This window comes from Borreliella valaisiana VS116, assembly GCF_000170955.2.
Classification (GTDB): Bacteria; Spirochaetota; Spirochaetia; order Borreliales; family Borreliaceae; genus Borreliella; species Borreliella valaisiana.
The window spans coordinates 32886-57599 of the sequence record NZ_ABCY02000001.1; the positions used below are offsets into that span (position 1 = coordinate 32886).

23 protein-coding genes, 1 tRNA gene and 1 other RNA gene are annotated in these 24714 nt (G+C 27.4%); 6 read left to right on the forward strand and 19 right to left on the reverse strand.

Annotated features, from left to right (window positions below; translation table 11 throughout):
- Positions 1-15: 15 nt before the first annotated feature.
- Genes BVAVS116_RS00175 through BVAVS116_RS00195 form a run of 5 tightly spaced genes read right to left on the reverse strand, consistent with a single transcriptional unit; the run spans position 16 to position 7500 of the window.
- A complete protein-coding gene (locus BVAVS116_RS00175) occupies positions 16-1896 on the reverse strand; it encodes a DNA topoisomerase IV subunit A (RefSeq protein WP_006068208.1) in 1881 nt (626 codons plus the stop codon).
- Positions 1896-3695, reverse strand: a complete 1800-nt coding sequence (locus BVAVS116_RS00180) for a DNA topoisomerase IV subunit B (RefSeq protein WP_006068375.1) — start codon at positions 3693-3695, stop codon at positions 1896-1898. Before BVAVS116_RS00180 ends, BVAVS116_RS00175 begins: the two co-directional genes overlap by 1 nt.
- Before the next feature lie 20 nt (positions 3696-3715).
- Positions 3716-4453 (reverse strand): 1-acyl-sn-glycerol-3-phosphate acyltransferase, encoded by a 738-nt coding sequence (locus tag BVAVS116_RS00185; RefSeq protein WP_006068897.1) that lies wholly within the window; start codon positions 4451-4453, stop codon positions 3716-3718.
- 8 nt (positions 4454-4461) lie between these two features.
- Positions 4462-5985 (reverse strand): pallilysin-related adhesin, encoded by a 1524-nt coding sequence (locus BVAVS116_RS00190; protein WP_006068977.1) that lies wholly within the window; start codon positions 5983-5985, stop codon positions 4462-4464.
- Between the two features lie 12 nt (positions 5986-5997).
- On the reverse strand, positions 5998-7500 hold the full coding sequence (locus BVAVS116_RS00195) for a peptidylprolyl isomerase (protein ID WP_006068719.1): 1503 nt from the start codon (positions 7498-7500) through the stop codon (positions 5998-6000).
- 191 nt (positions 7501-7691) lie between these two features.
- Here BVAVS116_RS00195 and BVAVS116_RS00200 point away from each other — a divergent pair, with 191 nt between their 5' ends.
- Positions 7692-8543, forward strand: coding sequence for a protein-glutamate O-methyltransferase (locus BVAVS116_RS00200; RefSeq protein ID WP_040351323.1), 852 nt, complete (start codon positions 7692-7694; stop codon positions 8541-8543).
- An 82-nt stretch (positions 8544-8625) separates the two neighbouring features.
- Here BVAVS116_RS00200 and phoU read toward each other — a convergent pair whose 3' ends face one another.
- The 4 genes from phoU to BVAVS116_RS00220 are packed head-to-tail and all read right to left on the reverse strand — an operon-like array spanning position 8626 to position 13210.
- Entirely contained in the window at positions 8626-9297 is a 672-nt protein-coding gene (gene phoU, locus BVAVS116_RS00205) for a phosphate signaling complex protein PhoU (RefSeq protein WP_006068828.1), read from the reverse strand.
- 10 nt (positions 9298-9307) lie between these two features.
- Positions 9308-10330 (reverse strand): tetratricopeptide repeat protein, encoded by a 1023-nt coding sequence (locus tag BVAVS116_RS00210; protein WP_006068724.1) that lies wholly within the window; start codon positions 10328-10330, stop codon positions 9308-9310.
- Positions 10327-10728: a hypothetical protein gene (locus BVAVS116_RS00215; RefSeq protein ID WP_006068614.1), complete on the reverse strand. Its 402-nt coding sequence runs from the start codon at positions 10726-10728 to the stop codon at positions 10327-10329. The genes BVAVS116_RS00210 and BVAVS116_RS00215 overlap by 4 nt, the downstream gene beginning before the upstream one ends.
- A 34-nt stretch (positions 10729-10762) precedes the next feature.
- Positions 10763-13210 (reverse strand): AAA family ATPase, encoded by a 2448-nt coding sequence (locus tag BVAVS116_RS00220; RefSeq protein WP_006068399.1) that lies wholly within the window; start codon positions 13208-13210, stop codon positions 10763-10765.
- 93 nt (positions 13211-13303) lie between these two features.
- Here BVAVS116_RS00220 and BVAVS116_RS00225 point away from each other — a divergent pair, with 93 nt between their 5' ends.
- Positions 13304-13849, forward strand: a complete 546-nt coding sequence (locus BVAVS116_RS00225; protein ID WP_006068731.1) for a ribonuclease HII — start codon at positions 13304-13306, stop codon at positions 13847-13849.
- A gap of 22 nt (positions 13850-13871) precedes the next feature.
- Here the strand turns inward: BVAVS116_RS00225 and bpuR are convergent, their stop codons facing one another.
- Positions 13872-14240: a transcriptional regulator BpuR gene (bpuR, locus tag BVAVS116_RS00230; protein WP_006068392.1), complete on the reverse strand. Its 369-nt coding sequence runs from the start codon at positions 14238-14240 to the stop codon at positions 13872-13874.
- A gap of 150 nt (positions 14241-14390) precedes the next feature.
- Between bpuR and BVAVS116_RS00235 the strand changes: the two genes are divergently transcribed.
- Positions 14391-14462 (forward strand) — tRNA-Gly (locus tag BVAVS116_RS00235).
- Between the two features lie 92 nt (positions 14463-14554).
- On the opposite strand, the gene ssrA is transcribed toward BVAVS116_RS00235, so the two are convergent.
- Positions 14555-14916, reverse strand: a transfer-messenger RNA (tmRNA) gene (gene ssrA / locus BVAVS116_RS06195).
- A gap of 111 nt (positions 14917-15027) precedes the next feature.
- Here ssrA and BVAVS116_RS00240 point away from each other — a divergent pair.
- Together BVAVS116_RS00240 and BVAVS116_RS00245 are read left to right on the forward strand one after the other, a co-directional pair.
- On the forward strand, positions 15028-15702 hold the full coding sequence (locus tag BVAVS116_RS00240) for a queuosine precursor transporter (RefSeq protein ID WP_006068386.1): 675 nt from the start codon (positions 15028-15030) through the stop codon (positions 15700-15702).
- 70 nt (positions 15703-15772) lie between these two features.
- Positions 15773-16474 carry a queuosine precursor transporter gene (locus BVAVS116_RS00245; protein WP_040351355.1) on the forward strand — a complete coding sequence of 234 codons (702 nt, stop codon included), beginning with the start codon at positions 15773-15775 and terminating at the stop codon, positions 16472-16474.
- On the opposite strand, the gene BVAVS116_RS00250 is transcribed toward BVAVS116_RS00245, so the two are convergent.
- Complete coding sequence (locus tag BVAVS116_RS00250) at positions 16471-17127, reverse strand: TrmH family RNA methyltransferase (protein WP_006068739.1); 657 nt, start codon at positions 17125-17127, stop codon at positions 16471-16473. The two genes, BVAVS116_RS00245 and BVAVS116_RS00250, sit on opposite strands and share 4 nt — an antisense overlap.
- A gap of 81 nt (positions 17128-17208) precedes the next feature.
- On the opposite strand from BVAVS116_RS00250, the gene ung reads away from it, so the two are divergent.
- A complete protein-coding gene (gene ung, locus BVAVS116_RS00255) occupies positions 17209-17880 on the forward strand; it encodes a uracil-DNA glycosylase (protein ID WP_006068613.1) in 672 nt (223 codons plus the stop codon).
- 105 nt (positions 17881-17985) lie between these two features.
- On the opposite strand, the gene secG is transcribed toward ung, so the two are convergent.
- The 7 genes from secG to ybeY all read right to left on the reverse strand — a co-directional run bounded on the left by secG (position 17986) and on the right by ybeY (position 24630).
- Positions 17986-18348 (reverse strand): preprotein translocase subunit SecG, encoded by a 363-nt coding sequence (secG, locus tag BVAVS116_RS00260; RefSeq protein ID WP_006068717.1) that lies wholly within the window; start codon positions 18346-18348, stop codon positions 17986-17988.
- A gap of 15 nt (positions 18349-18363) precedes the next feature.
- Positions 18364-19125, reverse strand: coding sequence for a triose-phosphate isomerase (tpiA, locus tag BVAVS116_RS00265; RefSeq protein WP_006068825.1), 762 nt, complete (start codon positions 19123-19125; stop codon positions 18364-18366).
- Position 19126: 1 nt separating this feature from the next.
- Positions 19127-20308, reverse strand: a complete 1182-nt coding sequence (locus BVAVS116_RS00270) for a phosphoglycerate kinase (protein ID WP_006068932.1) — start codon at positions 20306-20308, stop codon at positions 19127-19129.
- 25 nt (positions 20309-20333) lie between these two features.
- Positions 20334-21341: a type I glyceraldehyde-3-phosphate dehydrogenase gene (gene gap / locus BVAVS116_RS00275; RefSeq protein WP_006068595.1), complete on the reverse strand. Its 1008-nt coding sequence runs from the start codon at positions 21339-21341 to the stop codon at positions 20334-20336.
- A gap of 74 nt (positions 21342-21415) precedes the next feature.
- On the reverse strand, positions 21416-23386 hold the full coding sequence (locus BVAVS116_RS00280; protein ID WP_006068289.1) for a tetratricopeptide repeat protein: 1971 nt from the start codon (positions 23384-23386) through the stop codon (positions 21416-21418).
- Positions 23383-24162 (reverse strand): hemolysin family protein, encoded by a 780-nt coding sequence (locus tag BVAVS116_RS00285; protein ID WP_006068776.1) that lies wholly within the window; start codon positions 24160-24162, stop codon positions 23383-23385. The genes BVAVS116_RS00280 and BVAVS116_RS00285 overlap by 4 nt, the downstream gene beginning before the upstream one ends.
- Positions 24163-24630: an rRNA maturation RNase YbeY gene (ybeY, locus tag BVAVS116_RS00290; RefSeq protein ID WP_006068488.1), complete on the reverse strand. Its 468-nt coding sequence runs from the start codon at positions 24628-24630 to the stop codon at positions 24163-24165.
- Positions 24631-24714 lie beyond the last annotated feature (84 nt).

Consider the following 24714-nt stretch of genomic DNA (forward strand, 5'->3'; position numbering starts at 1 on the left):
AAAAGGTTTTTAAAACTATTTAAATTTAACTTTTTTCAAATTGTTGCCTGAAATTCGCTTCCCAATAGAGCTTCTTGATTTGACTATAAAATTCGTAATTTCAATTCTTTTAACAATGTCTTTATTTGTAGAAAATTCTACAAATTTAGGGCTTAATGAAAAATCTACAAATTCATCATTTTCTCCCAAAAATTCATAGACTTTATCTGTAATAAATTTATCTATTTTAAATCTTTTAACATAATAAAAATTGTCAAGCTTATTAAGATAAATTATTGAAAATATTTGTTCTTTTGAATTATTTACATCATAAACCAAAGCACATACATTTTTTTTATCTATAAATGCCTTATCTTCAATATTTTTAAGAACATAGCTATTTTCCCTAAAAATCAATATTTTATCATAATAACTAGCATTTCCAATAAACTCACCACCAAAAAGACTAGTTCCTACAAAACCTTCTGCCAAGTTCAAATAAACTTTCATATTCTTTGTAGCTATTTCTTTTACACTCTTTGATTTGATTAAAGAAATTTCGGTTTTCCTTTGATGCTCTTTAGAATACTTTGCAAGTAATAAATCAATAAAGTTTATTGAATATCCCCTTATTGAAGAAATACTGCTATTTACACTCTTTAATTCTTTATTTAAAATTTTAATATCCTTGGAATTTTTATCAATATCAAAAAGACTTATTTTTCTAATTGGAATCTTAAGCAAATTTTCAACATCTTCTTTAAAAACTTCCCTTGAAAAAGATTCTTTATAGCTTAAAACCTCCGACAATATTATATTTACAATATTTTCTTCTTTAGAAATTGTTTCAAGAAGTTTATAAATCTTTTTTTCAATAAAAATTTGCTCTAGTGTTTTATAAAATATTTTTTCAAGAATTTTACTTCTTTGTAATTCAAGTTCCATTTTTAAAATTTTTTGAAGATGGGCTGCATGAAATTTAATAAGATCTTTAATGGTATAAACAACAGGATACCTCTCACTAAGCAATAATAAATTAACAGAAATTGATATCTGGCAATTTGTATAATGATATAACTTTTCAATCACTTCGCTTGCATAAACACCTCGCGGCAAAGATAGTTCTATGGCCACATTCTCAGCAGTAAAATCATTAATACTTGAAACTTTAATATAATTTTTTCTAATTGCTTTCTCAATTGAAGATATCAAGCTCTCAGTAGTCTCACCAAAAGGTAATTCCCTTATTACAATTGTTTTTTCATCTATAGTTTCAATTTTAGCTCTAACTAAAACTTTACCGTTACCATCAGCATATTCATTAACATCAACTATTCCTCCTGTTGGAAAATCAGGATATATATCGTAAGTCTCTCCAAGAAGCTCGCTCTTTACTGCATTTAAAATTTCATTAAAATTGTGAGGCAATATTTTAGCTGCCATTCCAACAGCAATTCCCTCACCTCCCTGAATTAAAATAACAGGAATTTTTGCAGGATAAAGCAAAGGTTCATTATTTCTTCCATCATAAGAAGATTCATAAATTGTTATCTCTTTGCTATAAAGAACATCAAAAGCTAAAGGTGTTAATCTGCACTCAATATATCGAGAAGCAGAAGCGGGATCACCTGTAAACAAATTACCAAAATTGCCCTGCTTTTCAATAAATAAATCTTTGTTGGCAATATTAACAAGAGCCTCATAAATTGACGTATCACCATGAGGATGATATTTCATTGTATTACCAACAACATTTGCAACTTTATGAAAATTACCGTCATGCATTTCAAAAAGAGAATGTATAATTCTTCTTTGTACTGGTTTAAATCCATCAACAACACTAGCAATAGCACGATCTTTAATAACATAAGATGAATATTGCAAAAAATTATCTTTAAGTACAGTTCTAATATCCATTAGATCAAATTCTCCATAATAAAATTCCGCCTCTCAGGAGTATTTTGCCCCATATAAAACCTCAATTTCTCTTTTATTTCTTTAATATTAAAAAGATCCACTTTTGTAAGTTTAATGCTCTTAATATCAATAAAACCTTTAAATTCATTTGGAGAAATTTCACCAAGGCCTTTAAACCTTGTTACTTCACATCCCCCCTTAAGCTCAAGAATAGCTTTTTGTTTTTCCTCCTCAGAATAACAATAGATAGTGTTTTTTTTGTTCCTAACCCTAAAAAGAGGAGTTTCTAAAATATACATATGGCCATTTAAAATTAAATCTTCAAAAAAAGTCAAGAAAAAAGTTAACAACAAGTTTCTAATATGAAATCCATCAAAATCTGCATCGGTTGCTATTACAACCTTATTGTACCTTAAATTTTCAATTGATTCTTCAATGCCAAGAGCCACCATCATATTATAAAGCTCTTCATTTTTATATATTTCAGATTTATTTTTTTCAAACATATTCTGAGGCTTCCCTCGAAGAGAAAATATAGCCTGAGTATAAACATCTCTACAAGATACCATTGAACCCGTTGCAGAATCACCTTCTGTTAAGAAGATCATGGTTTGTTCTGACTGCTCACTGCTGCCATTAAAATGAAACTTGCAATCCTTAAGTTTAGGAATTTTAAAAGATATTTTCTTTGCTCTCTCCCTTGCTTCTTTTCTCACACTACTTAGCTCTTTCCGAAGTCGTTCATTGTCAACTACTTTTTTCTCAATCAATTTTGCAAGTATTTTATCTTTGTACAAAATTTCAGAAATTATCTTTTGCACTTCCTTTGCAACATTACCTCTAGTTTCAATATTTCCAAGCTTATTCTTAGTTTGGCTTTCAAATATTGGGTCTTTAATTTTAACAGAAAGAGTTGCAACAAGCCCTTCCCTAATATCTGTTGACGAATATGTTTTTTTAAGAAAATCGTTAATAGCTCTTACAAAGCCTTCCCTAAAACCAGTCTGGTGGGTGCCTCCATCGTTGGTATATTGACCATTAACAAATGAAAAATAAGTCTCCCCATAATTATTTGTATGAGAAAAAGCAAATTCTAAGGTTTTACTAGAATAGTAAACAATATCATAAAGCAAATCATCACTTTTAATTTCTGAATTCAAAAAATCTAAAAGACCGTTTTTGGATTCAAAAATTTGATTATTATAGTTTATTATAAGTCCTTTATTCAAACAAACATAATGAAAAAATCTTCTCTTCAGAAAATCTTCACTGTAAGAATATTTTCCAAATATCTCTGAATCTGCTAAAAACTCAACATAAGTACCGTCTTTATCAGAAGATTCTATTTCTTTAGATTCCAATAAGTTTCCCTTAGAAAACAACGCCTCAAAAGATTTGCCATTTCTTGTTGACCTTACTAGAAATTTTGAACTTAAGGCATTAACCGCCTTGGTTCCAACACCATTAAGCCCTACAGAAAATTGAAAAACATCATCATTATACTTGGCTCCGGTATTAATAACTGAAACGCTCTCAACAACTTTTCCAAGAGGAATTCCTCTTCCATAATCCCTAATAGCAATAAGATTATTTTCTTTTCTTATAAAAATTTCATTTCCATAACCCATAATAAACTCATCAATTGAATTGTCTATTATCTCTTTAATTAAAACATAAATACCATCATCAATATTAGAACCATCTCCTAAACGTCCAATATACATACCAGATCTTAATCTAATGTGTTCAAGGGAAGATAGAGTGATTATTTTACTTTCATCATAATTTTGAGTCTTCATCTAAATCCTTGCTTTATAAATTAAACTTTAATAGTTTCAAGTTTTTTAACTATTTTATCTCTAATAATACTAGTAAGATTTTCTTTTTCATATTCACTTAATTTTAAAATATCTATCAAAGGATGGACATGAATATAAACAGATAGTCCAGAATTAAAAATGATATTTTTAATGAAAAAGTTATTAGTATTATAAAGAGTAACAGGAAGAATAGATGTTCCTGTCTTTAATGCCATCTTAATTGCACCCTTTTTAAAAACTTTAGTATCTCCCCCTCTATTTCTAGTCCCTTCAGGGAAAATTCCAATAGATCTACCCTCTCTCATAACCTTTATTGCCTTAGCCTCAGCAGCAGCAGCAGATCTTATACTCTTTCTATTAACGAAAATAGCGCCCATAACAATTAAGCCAATATTTACAAAAGGAACTCTTAGCAAAGAATGTTTTGCCAATATTACAAATGGATTATTAAAAGTATAAATAAAAATTAAAGGATCCATAGCCGCAATATGATTTCCCATTATTACTACATTGCTTTTTTGGGGAATATTTTCAGAACCCGTAACAATAATTTTAATTCCAGCAAGCCATAAACCAATCTTAATGCAAGCCCGCATCATAATAAAACTAAATCTTATAACATAACGCTCAAGTAAAAAAATTTTACAAACCAAGTAAAAAGGAAATAAAAAAAAAACTAAAATCAAAAAGAACAATAAAACATTAAAATAAGCTATAACACTTCTCAATATTTTCATAAAAACTATTATCCTATTTTTTCTATTCGCTCAAGTTTTAATTTCTGCCCTTTAACTAAGCTTACATCATCTTTTAAAATTTTAATAGGATTAAGAATGATTGTAGAAAATTTTTGCTTTTGAACAACTCTCTCGTTATGTTCAAGAAAAAAAGATTCAACAATCTTATAACTACCCATATCAATTTCATATTCAAGAACAAAATTATTTTTTAAAGGGAAAATATTAAAAATTCCATAATAAATTTTATTCTCATCAATATAAGTTAAATGGGGGTAAGAAAAATCATAAATTTTGTCCTTATACACGTAATTTCCACTAGGAATAAAATAAATATTATTATCCTTTTTTTTAACGTTTAAGATATTTTCATCAAATCTCTTAAATGCACCTGAAAATCCACTGTTATCATAAGAATTTGTACTAGTGTCAATTTTGATTTCAATATTTTCTTTATCTACAATTTTTATCCAAAAATTGTAGACTATCAAATCTGAAAAAAGAGACTTCGCGCTAACATTAAGGGTGTTGTAAGCCGGTTTTGAAATATATTCAATCTTTGCAACTTCTTGAGAATTTTTTCTAAAAAGATTAATCTCACTTGATTGCTTTTCAAAAGACAAAAATAAAACATCATCAATATCTTTGCCCTGTTTTTTATTATAATCATGGAAGTCGTACCAAACTCCATGCAAAAATCTATAAACTTCATCTTTGCTTAAATTTTTCAAAGTTTTATAAATATTATTATCAATTTTTCCAACTTTTTCACTCACATAAGAAAGATAATATTTACCCTGAACATGAGAATATTCATATTTTTCAATTTTGCTGATTATTAAATCTTCTCCCACCTTTTCATATTTTTCTAAAGAAATAGGATAGCTTTCTCTTGATCTGTTTTCTTCGTAAGCTGAAGATCTTGTATACTTATTAATAATAACAGTGCCATTAACTTTTTCAAAAAATATTGGTTTATAAGAAGACACATCATTTAAAACAGATTTTTGAAAAACGTACAAAACAGATTTATCTTTTAAAAATCCTTGAACAACTATATTAAAATCATAATCGCCCGTAATATCCTCAAGATACATATTATAAGAATTTTTTGGGTCAATATCTATTTGGGTTTTAAAAAGAATCGTTCCAACCTTAATTTTAGGATCAAAACCAATGATAAACAAATACGCATTAAGATTTGAAAAATTTTGAGCTAAAACTACCTGTTCAAAATAAACGTCTAAATTTAAATTTTCTTGCTGAACCACAAGAATCTTATAACCTTTTAAATCTATAATATCTCCAAAAAAATCTTCCATTTTGTTAATTTCCAAAACATTAGAACTTAAATTCTCGATCTTGGGAGTAGATTTTACATCCTTGTTAAAAACAATAAAATCTTTGCTTACTTTGGAACAAGCAAATAATATAAAAAAAAAGAATAAAAACAAAAATCTATAAAAATAATTATAAAACCGGATCAATTCTTTACTAAAATTAATTACACTAGCACCCAAAACCTTTATCATAGTATTCATTTCTTAATTTTGACTAAAGTTTTGTAAAGCAAAAAACGACTCATTAAAATTATTAACAAAATCTTTTTTATTCAATAAAAAATCTGTGATCAAACCGCTATTTGCAATGTTAAAATTGTCAAGAAGTTTTTCATTTTCGATCTCTTCTTTGAGCTGGTTAGATCTTTTTTTAGCTGAGTTAAGGAAAAACAAATAAGCTTTTTTATTCGCTACAAAAGGCTTAGACCAAGAATTTTCTTTTAATCCAAAAACAATATCATAAAAAGACTTACTATTATTAAACTCAACCAACTCTTTTAAAGTATTGGGATATATATTAACATTATAAGATAAATTAACAATTTCTTCTTTTAAACTAAACCGATATTTTTCAAGAGCTTGACTTAAACTGTTAAGCTTAACATCATTAAGAAAATCATTTAGCTTATTTTCCAAATAACCTTCAATAACACTTGGTTCATAAGTTTCAATATAATCTTTAACAGAATTAATATCTCGATCTGAATTTTTATCAAAATCATGAACATTACCAAACGCCTTATATATTTGATATTCATTTTTATTTTTAATCTTAATAGGCTTGCTAAATTCACCTTCTCTTAAAGAAAAGATGGAATTTAGATCTTCTTTCTTTTCAACATTAAGATCTAAATCAAAATAATACTTATCCAAAGAAACAACACCTTTGAAATTAGCTATATCATCTGAATAAAGCTTAGCAAGCTCTTCAAATGGAGTTTTGTTTACTAGCTTATCATAAGCATTGCGAGCATCATTCATATTTTTAAAACGAATGGACGCAAGCGATAAGTGTTTGAATAAATTTAAATTTTTCTCAGCATAAAATATTGCCTCTTTATTAGAAAAATCTTGATAAGAAAGAGAAAGATATGAAATTTGCCTTTCTACAGTACTCATATCTTTAATCGTATTAAAAAGAGAATCGGGAAATATTAAATTACTATTTAAAAAAATTTTCACATTAGAAAACAGCATATTTTCTACCATATCATCATAAATTTTAACTTTTTGATAATCAGAGGCTTTATTATATCTTTTAGAACTAAAATTTCCATTAGAATCTAAATATTCAGGGGATCTGAGTAAATTTTTATTCAACATTTCCTTAGAAATATAAAAATTATATTTTTTTATTAAGTCAAAAAAGGCAATATCCTCAACATATTTCATAAATGCCAAATACCAAACATTGTAATCTATATTAATATTTTTAGCATTCCCTTGTAATCTAGAGTAAAGATTTGAATAATAATTAACATACTTGGCAAACTTACTATCTTTTTTATAGTAAATAGGTTGACCTTTATAAGAACCAAATTTTAAACTAGATGAATTAGCATTATCAAACATACCTGGAAGTAAAGGTGCAATAATAAATCCAAAAACAATTAAGATAAGAGTAAAAATACCCCATACACCAACTTTTTTTTCTTTAGAATCAAGCACAGCTAAATCATCTTTGACTTTTCTACTTCTTTTTTGCATAACACAACCTTTAATAAGTAAGCATACTAATAATTTAACTACTAAATTATCACAATTGGAAAATTATTGCAATTGAAATATCTAACTTAAGCTGTACGCTTAAGTATTATAGAAGTAAAAAAGAACATATTACATTTTTAGCATAAAAACAAATCACTCTGGATCAGAAAGGAGAATGAAATCAAGAGTATATGAATGTGAATCACAACAAATTAAACCTCAATATAAATATAACTAAGGACGAACTTTTAAGACTAATAAAAATAGTTTACAACAATTTTGGAATCAATCTCAACGAAAAAAAAAAGCTGCTTATTGAAAGTAGATTATCATCTCTTCTAAAAGTTAAAGGATTTAAAAATTTTACTGAATACATTGACTTTTTAGAAAAAAGCACTGGAAGTATTCAATTAATTGAACTAGTAGACAAAATATCAACAAATCATACCTATTTTTTCAGAGAATCTAAACATTTTGATTTTTTAAATAACAAAATATTACCCAAACTTGCTGAAAAAATATTAAAATCAGAAAACTCAGAAATTAGAATATGGTCAGCCGGCTGCTCAAGTGGTGAGGAGCCATATACAATTGCAATGATACTAAAAGAATATATGGAAAATAATAAAGTAGATTTTAAAGTCAAAATTTTAGCAACAGACATTTCAATTAGTGTGCTACAAGAAGCTCATGAAGGAATTTATCCTGAAGATCGTATAATAAATTTGCCCAAATATTTAAAAAATAAATATTTAAATCAACTTAAAGATGATAAATTTCAAGTTAAAGAAACTTTAAAAAAAATGGTTCACTTTAAAAAATTAAATTTAATGGATGAAAAATTTCCATTTAGTAAAAAATTTGACCTAATATTTTGCAGGAATGTCATGATCTATTTTGATGAAAAAACTAGAAACGATCTTACCAATAAATTTAACTACTATCTTAAAAATGATTCTTACCTTTTAATCGGACATTCAGAAACAATCCGGGGAAACAAAAATCTTGAATACATAATGCCTGCTACTTATAAAAAGAATTAATGATAGCGATCATTAATTCTTTTTATAATAAATTTTCTATTATATAAAATTTATTTAGATTAAAAAGTCTAAAATACTGCCTCTAAGTTAAGTTTACTTTCTCACCTATTCTAATAAAATAGAGCAATTCACCAATTGTTGCTACATGATCGCCCACTCTTTCCAAGAAACTATTCAAAAATAATATATTTAAAAGATAATCCAAATTTTCAGGATTTTTTTTCATTGCCTCAATAACAATACTTTTTTGCTTTGAAAATAATTTATCTATTATATTGTCATACTTAACTATCTTTAATATTTTAGTAAAATCTCCATCAAAATATGCGTCAAAAATATCAGACAACATCTCTTTGGCTGTATCAGCCATTTCTCTTAAAGGTTTAAAATACAAATTAAGAAAATCAAAATCACCCGAATCTGATTCAAGAAGAAGAACAACTCTTACAATCTTAGTAGCATGATCTGCAATCCTTTCAAGAGAACTTATTATTTTAATAATTGCTAAAATTTCTCTAAGTTCTGTGGCAACAGGATGCTCAGTCGCAATTATTCTTCCACATAAATCCTCAATATCGTATTGATAATCATCTATTATTTTTTCATCTTCATTGATTATTTTTTTAGCCAAACTTTTATCTTTAGATTCTAAGGCTATTAAAGAGTCCTCTATAATTTTAAGCACACATTCTTTCATATCCCAAAGATAATCTTTTATTATTTCAAGTTGTTTAGTAAGCCTTCTTCGTATCATATTATATCTCCTAAAAAAACCGCTTTAAAAATAAGTATCTTATCTTGGCTTTTTCATAATAATCGCTAAAAGGGTAATTATCAATAACTAATTTATAATAATACAAAGCCTTTAAAAAATTTTTATATTTACTTTCAGATTCATAAAGCTTTCCCAAAAAATAACTATATTTATCTGAAAAACTTGAATTAATATACTTAGGAAAGTACAGAGAACTAAAATTTAAAGCAAACTCATACTCTCCCCCTATTACTAAAAATTCAAAGATCTTAAGATAAATATTCTCAGAAAAATCAATATTCTTTTCAACTAAATATCTGGCGCCCTCCAAGACCTCTTCTTTAATATTTAATTCTATACCAAGCTTAATTAGATCAAAAACAATGTTTTGAAAGCATCTGCTCTTCAATTTCAAATAATTTTCATAAGACTTCAAATAATCTCTATTTTTATAATAAATTTCCGCCTTCAATAAAATATATTTATCATCATTAAAATTATACTTATTAAGCAAATCTATTGCTCCTTTGTAATCATTTATGTAAGATAAATTTAAAGCCCGGGAAATCACCTCTAAAGAAGTTACATTAATATTATCTCTTCTGTTATTATTACTTTTAATGTCCTTATCTTCGTCAAAACCAACACCATATGGAATTTCAACTTCAAACTTTTTTGTAATTTTTAAAATAATTATCTTATTAAATTCACTAGAATCTTTAACATTTTGGTAGTTGAAAATCAACTTAATTTTGCCTTCTTTTTTAAAAGTTTGAAAAGCAAAAACAGCTCCATTCTTATAAGATTCTCCAATTAACTTAACAAAAGCTTCATTTTCATTGCTTTTGATATAAATCCAAGATTCATCTTTAAAATAAAGATTAAACTTTGAATTAGTATTTACAATAATATCTACTTCCCTACTACTAAAATCAAGCTCATATGAATCACCCTGACTTATAAAAGCTGGCTCAGGAAAAACTTCAAAAACAACAAATAGCAAACTTATATAAATCAAATATTTTTTAATCATTTGGAAATTTCTAAAATCTTATCTATTAATTTTTCATTCTCCTTCTCAATATCAATGTTAAATAAATTTTCCTTTTTAATCCAAAGATCCTTGAAAAAATTTTCATCAGAGAATTTATTTTTAATCAACCCATCAACAACTAAATTTTTATTTAAATCTTCATTTAAAAAATGAGGCCTCGGAATAAAAAAATCATCCATATTTAAACATTCATTTAAATCAAAATAAAAATCTTCCATATCAACTAATTTAACTTTAGCGTCTAAATTGTCCTCAACAAACTTCTGAGATTTCTCTAACATTTGCATTGAATAAAAATAAGTGATACCTGAAACAATAAAAATTAAAAATATTAAAATCAAAAAATATTTTCTAAAACTAAACTTTCCACCTTGCATGTTAATTTCCTTAAATCTAGTTCAATTATATCAATTATATATTAAACACCTTACTTTCACCATTATCAAGTGTAATGCCTATCAAATTTTCACTACCCTCAGAAACATATACATTATGGGTTATTACTAAAAGTTGGATTTTTTTCCCCAATTCTTTTAAAAGTAAAGAAAGTTTTTTGCTATTTTCAAAATCAAGAGCTGCATCTATTTCATCAAGCATGCAAAAACAAGCGGGAGAATAATAATAAAGTGCAAATAAAAAAGCCATACTAACCAAAGTACTCTCACCTCCTGAAAGCATATTATTGTTTTTGACAAATTTGTTTGAAAAATTTATTCTAATCTCAACATTATCGGTATTTTCATTATAAAAAAGAATAGCGGTTCCTTTGAAAATTTTTTTAAAAAAGTAAGAAAAATTTTTATTAATCTCATCAAATGATTCTCTAAATTTTTTATAAATCTCATTTTTTATTTTTTTTTGAAGCTTTTGTAATGAATATTTTGAAAGCTTTAAATCTTCGACTTGTAAGCTTACTTTTTCAAAACGATCCTTAGTTTCATCAAATTCTTTATCAATATTGAAAAATACATAATCACCCAGATTGATTGCATCAATTTCTTTGTATAATAGCTCTCTGGTTACAAGATCCTCTTCCAATTCAAATTTACCAGACATTGCATTAGAAATATTGAAACTTTCTATTTCACTCTTAATGCCTACATTAGAGTTCAAAAGAAATTCGTACTCTGTCTGTTTTTTTATATATTCATAATAATTAGTTTTTTTAAAATCATTTAAAAAAACTAAAGAACTCGAATCTTTCTCCTTAAAAGGCTCATTGCTGGACTTTGAAGTACCAATAAGATTGCTTAATTTAAGTTGAATATCTCTCTTTTCTAAATTTAAATTTTCAAGCTTTAAATACAAACCTTTAAGCTCTTCATTAAGACTATTCTTGGATTCAAATAAAAATTCTAAATTACCATCTATAAGTTTAATTTCGTCCAAATTTTTAAACTTAGAAAGCTCTATATACTCAAGCTCTCCTAATACATCATTTAATTGAAGGGTCTTTTCTTCGATTAATCTATCGATATTTGTTATCTCTTTAGCAAAATTTGTTTTTAAAGCATTTTTTTCTAGCAAAAACTTTTTTAAATTAACATTTTGATCAAAAATAGGTTCAATTTTATCCTTCAATAAAGCCAAAAGATTCTCATCTTTACTTATATATTTGATTAAATTTACTCTAATCTCTTTAATATATTTGATACTTAATGATTCTTCAAAAAGCTTAAGAGAGTTTAATATATTCTCTTTTAACAAAACAAGCTCTTCTGATTTGGCACTCTTTAATACAGATAAAATTAAATCAACAAGTTCAAAAAAACTTTTAGTATATCTATTAATTTCGTCACTTAAAGAAAAAAATTCATTTTTCTTTTCTTTAAGCAAACTATTTAATTGACATAAATCGTTATTTATAGAATTTTTTTTCTCCTCAGACTTAGATTTACTCTTTACAAACTTATCTTCCAAATTCACCTTTACCGTCTTTTCTTGCTCTAATTTTTGAATCTTAAACTCTAATCCAAGAATTTTAGACTTTGTAAGCTCAAGATCCTTTTCTAATGCTTGAATATTGTTAACAACATTTTTTTCTCTAAATGAATAAAATTCCAACTTTTCCTTAAAACTATAAGATAAAAATTTACTCAAACCATCTAAATTTAATTCGCTTTTTAATACATTGAGATCGAAATTAATATTGAAAAGCTTTTTTAATGTTATTGTTCTTTCTAAAGTTTCTAACTTTTGACTTAAATCTTGATGTTTCTTTCTCAAAAGGTAAACATTCTTTATGTTATCGTACTTTTGCCTTAAATTTTCTTGTAAAGCCAACAAAGATGATAAATTTTGATTAGATTGTTTAAAATTTTTCAGAGCCTCTTCTTCTTCAATTTTTAGAACATCTATTCCACTTGCCTGTTCAATTAAAAATTTGAGATTTACATTTCTTCCCAAAGAAATGTCTTCAACCCTACCTTGAGTTATAAACATATAAGGCGATTTTTTAAACTGAAACCTGTTCAAAAGTCTATTATAATCTTGAAAATTTAAAATTTTATTATTAAAATAATACTCACTTGAACCGTCCTTATAAAGACGCCTGCGAATATAAAAATTTTCTCCAAATTCACCTAAAGTTGATTTTTCACCATTAATATTGCTAAAAAAAAGGGTTATTTCTGCAAAATTTGATTTTCCTAATTTTGAAACAGAAATTAAATCGGAGATATTTTCAACCCTTAAAAATTTTAAATTATCTTCTCCCATACAAAAACGGACAGCATCAATAAGATTGCTCTTCCCACATCCATTAGGGCCCACAATAAAACTTAAATTTTCACCTATTTCAAACTCTTGTCTATTTAAAAAAGATTTAAACCCCAAGAGTACTATTTTTTTTAAAACCAAACTAACTCCCAATTAAAATTAAAAAATCAATTACTGGTAAATCTATAATTTCATATTATAATAAATAAAAATATTTTTATAAAAAGGTAAATTATGATTTGCGGAATAGACGAAGTTGGAAGGGGTTGTATTTTTGGACCTATTCTAAGTGCTGCTGTAGTTTTCAAAAAAAAACCTAGTTTTGTAAAAGAATTAGATGATTCTAAAAAGCTAAAAAAAGAAAAAAGGGAATATCTATACTCATTAATACTTGAAAACTCATATTATGCATTCGCTGAGATTTCAAATATAACAATAGAAAAAATAAATATTCACAACGCGTCTCTTCTTGCCATGCAAACTGCATACGAAAACTTAAAATTAAATTGCAGTTTAGTATTTGTAGATGGTAAATTCGTCCCAAAAATAACAGCAAAAACTGTTAAAGCAATAATCAAAGGGGATTCAATAATAGACGAAATAAAAGCTGCTTCAATTATTGCTAAAGTCAAAAGAGATAAACTGATGGATGAATACGATAAAATTTATCCATTATATTTACTCAAAAAAAATAAAGGATACCCCACAAAAGAACATAAAAATGCAATAAAGAAATATGGGGTTTTAAGCCTTCATAGAAAAAATTTTAAACTAATTTAAAAAAAATAAAGAATTAGAAAAATTAATAATCCTTCTTTTTAAATCGCCCACCTGATAAATGAGATTTATTCTGAAATCTAGAATCGTCTAATTTAGATCTCTCTCCATATTCCTCATACCCTTTATTATGCCTTGCAGAAGAACCAATAGATCCTGTAGACACTTTCTGCTTAATAACCGCTATTGCCTTAAGCAAATTAGATTCAAATTCGCCTATATTTTCTTCATATACAAAAATAGAATGTCTTTCAAAATCTCCACTTGGACTTCTTTTGCTCTCTACAATATTTAAAAAATAATCCCCTTTTCTATTTTCCTTGACATTAAAAAAATAAGTTCTCTCAGACTCTGTAAACAGTTTCTCAGAGTATACTTCCCCTCTCTCTCCCATCAATTTCCTCCACACAAGTTTTTATACTTGAATACATTTAAGTTAAATTAATTGTACTTATTTAAAAAAAAAATTGCTAGCCAAAAATAACATTACAATAAATCTTATTGACATAAATTGATTTTTTTTATATAAGTAAAGTATTAACTCGCGTCCTTCGTATAATGGCTATTACCTTAGCCTTCCAAGCTAATGATGTCGGTTCGATTCCGATAGGACGCTTTAAATAATGCTTATGATTATACAATTTCTAAATTTAGCAATGCTTTTGATTTTTTTAAAATTATACTTTTAAATAAGAAAAAGAATGAAATAAATGGAGATGGCGGGAATTGAACCCGCGTCCTAAAAACAATACTACAAGCTTCTACAAGCTTATCTAGTATTTTATTAAGCAATATGGTTTGGAAATACTAGCAAACCGCCAAATTGCTACCAAGTATAAAAGTCCCTAAAAACCAACTTGAAAACATTTTTAAGCAAGCTTCGATGTCTAAAAGAGTATAAGTGAACCTCAAAGCCAAATTCAACAAAACCCTCTGCTAACTTAAGCAGCCATTACAAGGTTTGAGCTTGTAAAGTTATTATTTTTTGCATTTATTTTAGAAGTTTTAAGAGATTCCCTCTGCTTGCGACTTATAATATTAGCATTTTTAGTCAAATCCAAAACATCCCCTAATTAAATCTATTTTATCATAGTTTCAAGCAAACAACAATACTACCTTATTTGCAAAAACCAAGCTAAAATTTTATAATAGTAAATCCAATATTAATAAAAGAGAATTTTATGTTTAATGAAATTTTATGGTTTGCCATGCTAATTACCACTTATTCATTTTTGATTATTATATTCCTTTTTTTTAAAAAAAACGGATTATTTGCGTGGGTTGCAGTAGCAATTATTATATCAAACATTCAAGTTTTAAAACAAATCACAATATTCGGAATTAATGCAACATTGGGCAACATTATTTATGCATCATCATATATTGCAACAGATATTCTCTCAGAATTTTACGGAAAAAAAATTTCAAAAAAAGCCGTTTATATTGGGTTTATCAGTTTCATTGTCTTTGCAGTATTAACAAATACCCAAATTCACTTTATGTCAAATAGAACTCAAGAAAATTTTAAAAGTTTAGAAAACATTTTCTCTTCAATACCAGCTTTACTATTAGCCTCTCTTGTTGCATACTTAGTATCCCAATTAAACGATGTATACCTATATCAATTTATTAAAAAAAAATTTCCTAGGTTTTTATTTTTCAGAACCAATGGATCAACATTAATAAGTGGCTTAATAGATACAATAATTTTTGTAAGCATAGCAACCTATTTTAAAGTATTTCCAAAGCAAGCTTTCCTAGATATAGTAATTTCCACATACCTAATTAAAGGTTTAGCGGGAATTTTAGGAACACCTTTTATATATTTTGCAAAATATATAAAACTTCAAAAATAAAAAAATTAATTTCTATAAATAAAAAACTTTAACTTTATCTAAGATAATTAATTTGGTACAATTAAATGCTATGAATAAAGATTTGTTTGATTTAAGCTTGTGGGCAGGAATGCTTATCTTTACATATACAACATTGGGAATTCTTTACCGATTTTTCGGGAAATCTGGTCTTTTTTGTTTCAACGCAATCATTTCAACAATATCAAATATTATAATATTAAGAAATCTAAAAGCATTTGAAATGTCCTTAAATTTATCAGGTATTACTTTTTTATCGGCATTGTTCTCTTTAAACTTAATGGTGGAAAAATACAACAAAAAAGAAGCAACGAATTCCGTAATATTGAGTCTTTTGTTAAACATAACTTTCACAATTATGATTAATTTTATGATAATGTTTAATAATAATAAATTAGACACCTCAGATATTCATTTTAAAATATTGTTCAATAACTTTACATATATTTTAACAATATTAATTGGAACGTATGTGTTTTTTCTATCCCAATATATAAACATCTTGCTATACAATTATTTTAAACAAATAAAAATAAAATCTTTATGGATCATTCATCCTCTATCAAGGCTAATTTCTGGGTATGTTGCTAATTTATTAGTTTCAATATCTATAAATACAATATTTAAATACTACCCCGAAACAAAAAATATCGAACTTACAAAAGGTTCTCTAATTTTAACATTAACAATAATTATAATAGATAGCATTTTTTATCTATTTTTAAATTCTTGGAAAAGAATAAGAGAAGTTTAAGAATTAATAATATTTTCAATAAATTGATAATTTTTAACAACTTGTCTATAGTATTTTAATCTCAAATTTGACTTCTCAACTTCATTTAACAAGTAATCAATGCCACTTTTTCTTAAGCGAATCAATAAAGAATACATAACTATCCCAACAGCTACAGAAATATTATAGCTTTGAGTAAATCCATACATAGGTATTTTTACATATAAATCGGCAGCCCCCAAGACTTCTGCACTAAGCCCTGTCAACTCTGTCCCAAAAAATACCGCCATTTTATTGTTAATTGGAAAATTTTCAAGATTTATTGATTGCTCATTCAAAGATGTGGCCACTATACTATATCCATCAGATTTTAATCTATCAATTGCAAACTTAGAATCTTTATACTTATTTAAATTTATCCATTGCGAAGATCCTAAAGTAATATCTGGATTTAAAGTGTAATTATTTTTTTTATCAATAACATGAATATTGCTAAATCCTAAAATTTCACCTGTTCTAACAGTAGCACTTGCATTTTGAGAATGAAAAATATCTTCAAGCGCAAATGTTAAATAATTAGTACGGCGATTTAATACTTCCTCAATTCTAGCTTTTTTTTCATCCGTAATAAACTCAGATAAAACGCCTATTCTTTTTAATACATCATCATTCATAATAAAAATTAAATTTCAAAAATAGTAAAACAATCCTTCAATAGATTTTAAATTACAAACTATTTTTTATATAATACAAAAATGGAAGTAAAAATTGAAGAATCTTGGAAAAAAGTTTTAAACAATGAATTTAACAAAGAATACTTTAAAAAACTTGTGAGGTTTATAAAACATGAATATAAAACAAAAAAAGGGAAAATATTTCCTCCCCCAAAACTTATATTCAATGCTTTTGATTCATTACCATTTAAAGACATAAAAGTGGTAATAATTGGACAAGATCCATATCATGGCAAAAACCAAGCAAATGGACTTGCTTTTTCTGTAGATTCAAAAATCAAAATCCCACCGTCTTTGCAAAACATATTCAAAGAAATAGAAAAAAGCTTAAACATAAAAACCATCCCAAACGGAGATTTAAAAAGATGGGCAATTCAAGGTGTATTTCTAATAAATACAATCTTAACAGTTGAAGAGGGCAAACCTTCTTCTCACAAAGCCATTGGGTGGGAAATTTTCACAGACGAAGTAATAAAAATAATCTCTAAAAATTTGAAAAATATTGTATTCATGCTTTGGGGCAATTTCGCAAGAAGTAAAAAAAAGCTCATTGATCCCTCAAATCATCTAATTCTCGAAACAAGTCATCCATCCCCATATTCAGCAAACAATGGATTTTTAGGATCAAATCATTTTAGCGCTGCTTTACATTATTTAAAAAAGCACAATAAAAGTAAAATAAACTTTCAATAAAATTGATAAATTTAATAATAGTTATAATTTAAAATTATTTTACCTAAAGAAAAAATTCTCTACGCAAATACTTGCATAAAACAGCACAACAGTAAGCAACTTAAATTATTTTTCTTTCAAATTTTTTTCTTCAATTTCATTAACATTAGTATCTGATTCATTATTCTCATTATTCCAGAAAGTTGAACTATCCTTATTTTCTGTCTTTATATCATTTAGAAAGCTATTATCTGCTCTTCTGGTATTCATAAAAGATAACAAAATTACAAAGATAAAAAATAATGCTATAAAAAATCCAGTAATTTTTACAGCAACGCTTGAAGACTTTGCCCCAAAAATAGAAGAACTACCGCCTCCAAAAACACCGCCTATTCCATCACCCTGCTCATCTTGAATTAAAACTAAAAGGATAATAAAAATTGAAACAATAAAAAAAAATATAAAAATACAAAATCTAACTAAATCCAAAACAAACCTCTCTAACTAACGAGCATTATTAATTATAGATAAAAAAGATTCGGCCTTCAAAGATGCTCCACCTATTAGCGCGCCATCAATATTGGGTTCATTCATAAGCTCTTTTACATTACTTGAATTAACAGAGCCTCCATACTGAATTATAATATTATCTGAAGCCGACTTTGAATAAAGCTTCATAATCTCAAGCCTAATTGCCTTATGAACCTCTTCCGCTTCTTCTTTGGTTGCCGTTTTACCCGTTCCGATTGCCCAAACAGGTTCATAAGCTAAAATTATTCTTTTAATATCCGATTCAGAAACATTTTTCAATCCCTTTTTAACCTGATTTAAGACAACATCTAAAGTTTTTCCAGAATCTCTCTCATCAAGAGTTTCTCCAACACAAAGAATTAAGTATTTAAAAGAATGCTTAAGGCCCGTAAGAATCTTTTTATTTATTATTTCATCTGTTTCTGTCAAATACAATCTACATTCAGAGTGACCAAGTATAACATATTCTACTCCAAATTCTAAAAGCATTAAAGGTGAAATTTCGCTTGTCCTTGCTCCACTTTCCATATAAGACATGTTTTGAGCGCCAAGAAGAATATTACTATCCTTAATACACTCTGAAACCTTAGACAAAGCCGTAAATGGGGGTGTTATCATTATTACACAATCATCCTTTAAAGATTTAACTTCGGTTGCAATTTTTTTTGCAACAATAGAAGCTTCTTCACTTGTATAATGCATTTTCCAATTTCCCGCTAAAAACGTTTTTCTCACTTTACTTCTCCAAAACCTTAATACCTGGCAAAATCTTACCTTCAAGATATTCAAGTGACGCACCGCCACCTGTTGAAACATGAGTAATTTTATCAGATAAATTAAATTTATTAACAGCTGCAACAGAATCCCCACCACCAACAACAGTTAAACCTGCACAGGATGCTACCATTTCAGCAACCTTAGCAGTTCCTTTTGAAAATAAATCAAATTCAAATACACCAAGAGGACCATTCCAAATTATAGTTTTAGCGATTTTTACAACATTTTCAATTTCTTTTAAAGTATTGCCTCCAACATCCATACCAATCTTGTTTTCAGGAATATTAAAGGAATCAATATACTCAGGAGTAGAATTTTTGTCAAAATCGCTCGCTACAATGTGATCAAGTGGTAAAATTACCTTAACACCCAATTCTTTTGCTTTCTTTAAAAAAGAAGAAGCTACATCAATATATTCGCCTTCTAAAAGAGATTTACCTATAGAATATCCTTTGGAATGCAAAAAAGTATAAGCCATCCCGCCACCAATCACAACTACATCTGATTTTGATAACAGTGATTCCAGTACCGCAATTTTTGAAGAAACCTTAGACCCACCAATAATTGAAACAAACGGCCTTTCAGGATTTTTTAATACTCCCCCAAGAAATTTATCTTCTTTTTCCATTAAAAATCCACCAACAGATGGCAAATAATCAGAAACCCCTACCGTTGAAGCATGAGCCCTATGAGCCGCACCAAAGGCATCATTTACAAAAACATCTCCATTCTCAGAAAGTTTTTTTGCAAAATTTTTATCGTTCTTCTCTTCTTCTGCATAAAATCTTACATTTTCGAGCAATACAACATCGCCATTCTTCATTTGCAAAGTATTATTTACAATTTCGCTTCCAATGCAATCAGAAAGCATCTTAACATCCTGGTCTAAAAGCTCTGACAACCTATTAGCAACGGGTTTAAGGGAATATTTAAGATTTTTTTTGCCTTCAGGTCTACCCAGATGACTTACAAGTACAATTTTAGCACCTCTTTCTTTTAGATACTCTATTGTGGGCAATGCAGACTTAATTCTAGTATCATCGCTAATGATCCCCTCTTTTAGGGGAACATTAAAATCACATCTTACTAAAGCTCGCTTACCCGCAAAGCTATCAAAGTCTTTTACTGTTTTTATTGACATTTTATTACCTTACAAACATTTCTACTTATTTTACCAACTTTTGAGCAAGATCAACCACTCTTGTAGAATATCCAAACTCATTATCATACCATGACAACACCTTTGCAAATCCATTCTCAAGAACCATTGTTTCTAAACCATCAACAATAGAAGAATGGGAATTCCCCTTTATGTCTGAAGATACAATTGGATCTTCCGTATAACCCAAAATACCTTTAAGCTCAGGTGTTTCTGATGCCTTTTTAAGAACAGAATTAATCTCTTCTTTTGTAACATCTTTTTTCTTGAGTTGAACTGTAAGATCAACAATTGAACCTGTTGGCACAGGCACTCTCATTGAAGTCCCATTCAATTTTCCCTTAAGTTCAGGCAAAACAAGTCCAACTGCTTTTGCAGCACCAGTCGAAGTTGGAATAATAGAAAGTGCAGCAGCCCTTGCTCGTCTAAGATCAGAATGAGGAAGATCCAAAATTCTTTGATCATTAGTATAAGCATGAACAGTTGTCATAAGTCCTTGTTCAATTCCAAATGATTCATGAAGCACTTTTGCAAGAGGAGCTAAGCAATTAGTTGTGCATGAAGCATTTGACACAGCTTTTAAATCAGAATTAATATCGTGATCATTTACACCAAGAACTATTGTTTTAATCTCGTCCTTAGCAGGAACTGTTAAAATAACTTTTTTAGCCCCAGCATGACTTACATGATCAAGATACCCTCCTTTATCACTAGTTGCTGATGAAAAAACACCTGTTGATTCAATTACAACATCAATTCCAAGCTTTCCCCAAGGAAGATTTTTTGGGTCTCTCTCAGCAATAATTTTTATTTCTCTTCCATCTACAACAATAGCGCCATCTCTTGACTCAATTTTTTTATTATATACTCCAAAGGTCGAATCATACTTTAAAAGATGTGCAAGAGTTTTAGGATCTGTTAAATCATTTATTGCCATAACATCAATTCCTCTTTCAAAAGCAATCTTAAAAACATTTCTACCAATACGACCAAAACCATTAATAGCTAATTTCATACAAAATCCTCCGATTTTTTTTGATTTTATTCTTACTAGAATTATTAAATCATAAACTAATAACAAGTGTCAAACTATCTTTTTACAAGCACAGTAGCTCCTTCTTGAATACAATCCTTTAAAAAAGTAGAAGATTTTATAGTGCCTCTAGCAATATAATCACTTATATCCTCAATTAAAATCTCCCCCAAAATATCTGATCTTTTGTAAACAATAAAACTAGAACCTTTAGCATCGCTACTTAAAGCACCCTCTTTAAGAATCAAAAAAACATCACCCTTTACAACACCGTTTACCTGTCCAAGATTAATAAGAACATCGTCATTTTTAATTTGAAGTATTTTCCCTTTTTTAGGCAAATAATCATGAAAATCTTTAGAAAAAGAATTTAAAGCATTGCTTAAATAATTAACACCCCCCACATTATAAGAAAAAGAACCAACCTTAATCCCCGTTTTACCTGAAAAAATATTCAATACCAAAGTGACTGTGTTTTTCAAAATATCTGCCTTAAAATCAAAAATTAAAAATAAATCTAAATTATTATTTCTTGAATAAGAAAATCCTTCAGAAAAATTATTAATCAGATAGTCTTTATTTTTATTGTAATCAAAATTATAATTAACTATTTCTATATTTAAATTACGCTCAAGCACCCTTTCAGCACATCTTAATATCAAATCATTTGCTCCGAAAAACTTATTCTCGCTTTGAGTAAAAATAGCTATTTTATAAACCATTCTGTCATCGTAAAGTTTATTAAAATCGGAAATACTTTTATATCCGTATTTATAAAATAAAGACTTTCTAACATCAAAAGACACAACATCATAAAAATCCAAAATTCTAGAATCAGTAGAATTTCTTTGTTTTACTAAATAAAAAAGCTGCTCATAAGCCATAACATCTAAATTCATAAGCTTATATATTTTTGAAAGCAAAAATCTAGCACTATCATTATCAGGCCAAATATCAACAGCATTTTTTGCATTAAACAATGCTTTGTTTAAATTTAAAGATTTGAAAGCTTTAAAACCCTCATTTTCATAATGTTTGGAAATTTTAACATTGGAACTATTTTTCGAAAAATTTCTAAAATTAGATACAAAAAAACTCTCTTCAAGAGCAATATTATAAAATTCTAAATCTTTTTTAAGATTTTTAGCTCGCTCCAAATTTAAAATAGCCTTTTCAACATTCCCAAATTTTAAGTAAGAATACCCCAACAAATAATATAGCTCATCAGAATCTTTATTAACCAAAATAGCTTTCTGTAATGTTTCTATTGCATCTTCATATTTAAATTCATGAAGATAAACAAGCGCAAGCAACCTATATGCATCTACAACTCCAAGATCTTTATAAGAACTTTCAATTAACGCCAAATAATTTAAAGCATACTTTTCGGCAAGACCCAAATTATTAATGCTAATATAAAATTCAGCTACTCTTTTATGAAAATCTGGAAAAGATAAAAAATTTACCCTGACTTTATTTATTAAATGTCTAATCTTGTCATGCATTCCTAACCTTTGATAAATATCAATAAGATGTTCAAACGCACTATAATTATTTTGACTATAATCAAGAATAGATAAATAATAATTAGCAGCAGCTATGAATAATCCATTTTTTTCAAAAATTGAAGCAAGTCCAACCAAAGCATCAATATTATTTCTCTGTTTAACTAATACCTCAGAATAGATTTTTTTTGCTTGATCAATTTTATCATTCTTTAATAATATATTTGCATAAAGAATTTTATACTCAGTGTCTTCGTTAGACATTTTATAAGCTTTCTCTATGAAAAATTGCGCTTGAGTATATATTTTAAGAGAATAATAAATTGATGCAATAAATTTATAAGCTTCATAATAATTTGGATTAATTTTTATAGCTTCAACAAGCTCATCAATAGCATCATAATATCTTTTAGATAAATAATACTCATGAGCTTTTTGATAATGCCCCAATGCTGTAGTCTCACTGCCTAATAGAACACTAAAATTAAAAAGGAATAACGTTAAAAATCGATTAAAATTCATAAACCTTCCTTCTCGGAAATCTTTATCACCTTAATATTTCTTTGATGCATATTTTTAATCGAAAAAACTAAATTATTGTATTCAACCTTTTCATTTTTCAAAGGAATCCTCCCAAAAAGATCATAAACAAAACCACCAAGAGTATCAAAGTCTCCATTTGGCAAATTTAAATTAAGCTTCTCATTTAAATCCTCTATTAAAATTCTAGCATCACAAAGATAAGACCCATCATCAAGACGAACTATTTCATCAAGTTCATTATCAAATTCATCCTGAATGTCACCTACTATCTCTTCAAGAATATCTTCAAGAGTTACAAGCCCTGAAACTCCACCATACTCATCAACTACAATTGCAATATGAACATGATTTTCTTGAAATTCTTTCAAAAGAGAATCTGTTTTTTTGCTTTCGGGGACAAACATCACCTTTCGCATAATATCTTTTAAATCTATTTCATAGAAATCCTTTTTACACATATGCAATAGTATGTCTCTTGTGTGAATTATTCCAACAATATTATCAATAGTACCATGATACACAGGAAATCTTGAATGAGTGCTAGATGTTACAACCTTTAAAAGGTCGTCCTTGCTCTTAGCATAATCAACAAATATAACCCCTATCCTAGGAATCATAATCTCTTTTACAATAGTCTCTTTAAGGGAATTAAAATTTTTTATCAAAGAAGTTTCAATATTCGACTTATCTTCAAGATCATTTTTTGGGCTTCCTTTTTCCTTCTTTTTGTTTTTAAAATTTAAAAATCCCAACATTTAAAATACCCTTTTATTTTTTCTTAAGATATTTTCTTGAAGAATCAACATACCTTCCTTTTTAAAATCATTAGTTTCATGTTTATATCCCATTAAATGTAAAATCCCATGAATAGTGACACGTTGAAGTTCTTCATAAATTTCAACATTAAACTCTTGAGCACTAAATTTTAAATATTCAAAAGATATTATAAGATCTCCTTGTATTTTATAATTTATACCATCAACCAAATCTCCGGTAAGTTCATTATGTTCATTGTAATTAAAAGAAAGAACATCGGTTGGCTCATTCTTGTTTCTAAATTTATTGTTCAATTTTTGTATATAAATATTATCACAAAGAATAACTGAAAGTTCAAAATCGCTAATAGAAAGAGCATTCAAAACAGATAAAATAAAATCATAAAAAACACTAAGATGTTCAAATTTAATATTTTCTACCAATAAATTCAAATCGGATTTGGACAAATTAACTATACCTTAAAATAATCCATATATAACTTACAAATATGCATTAATTACTACAGCAATTAAATTATTTTATTTTGAAAA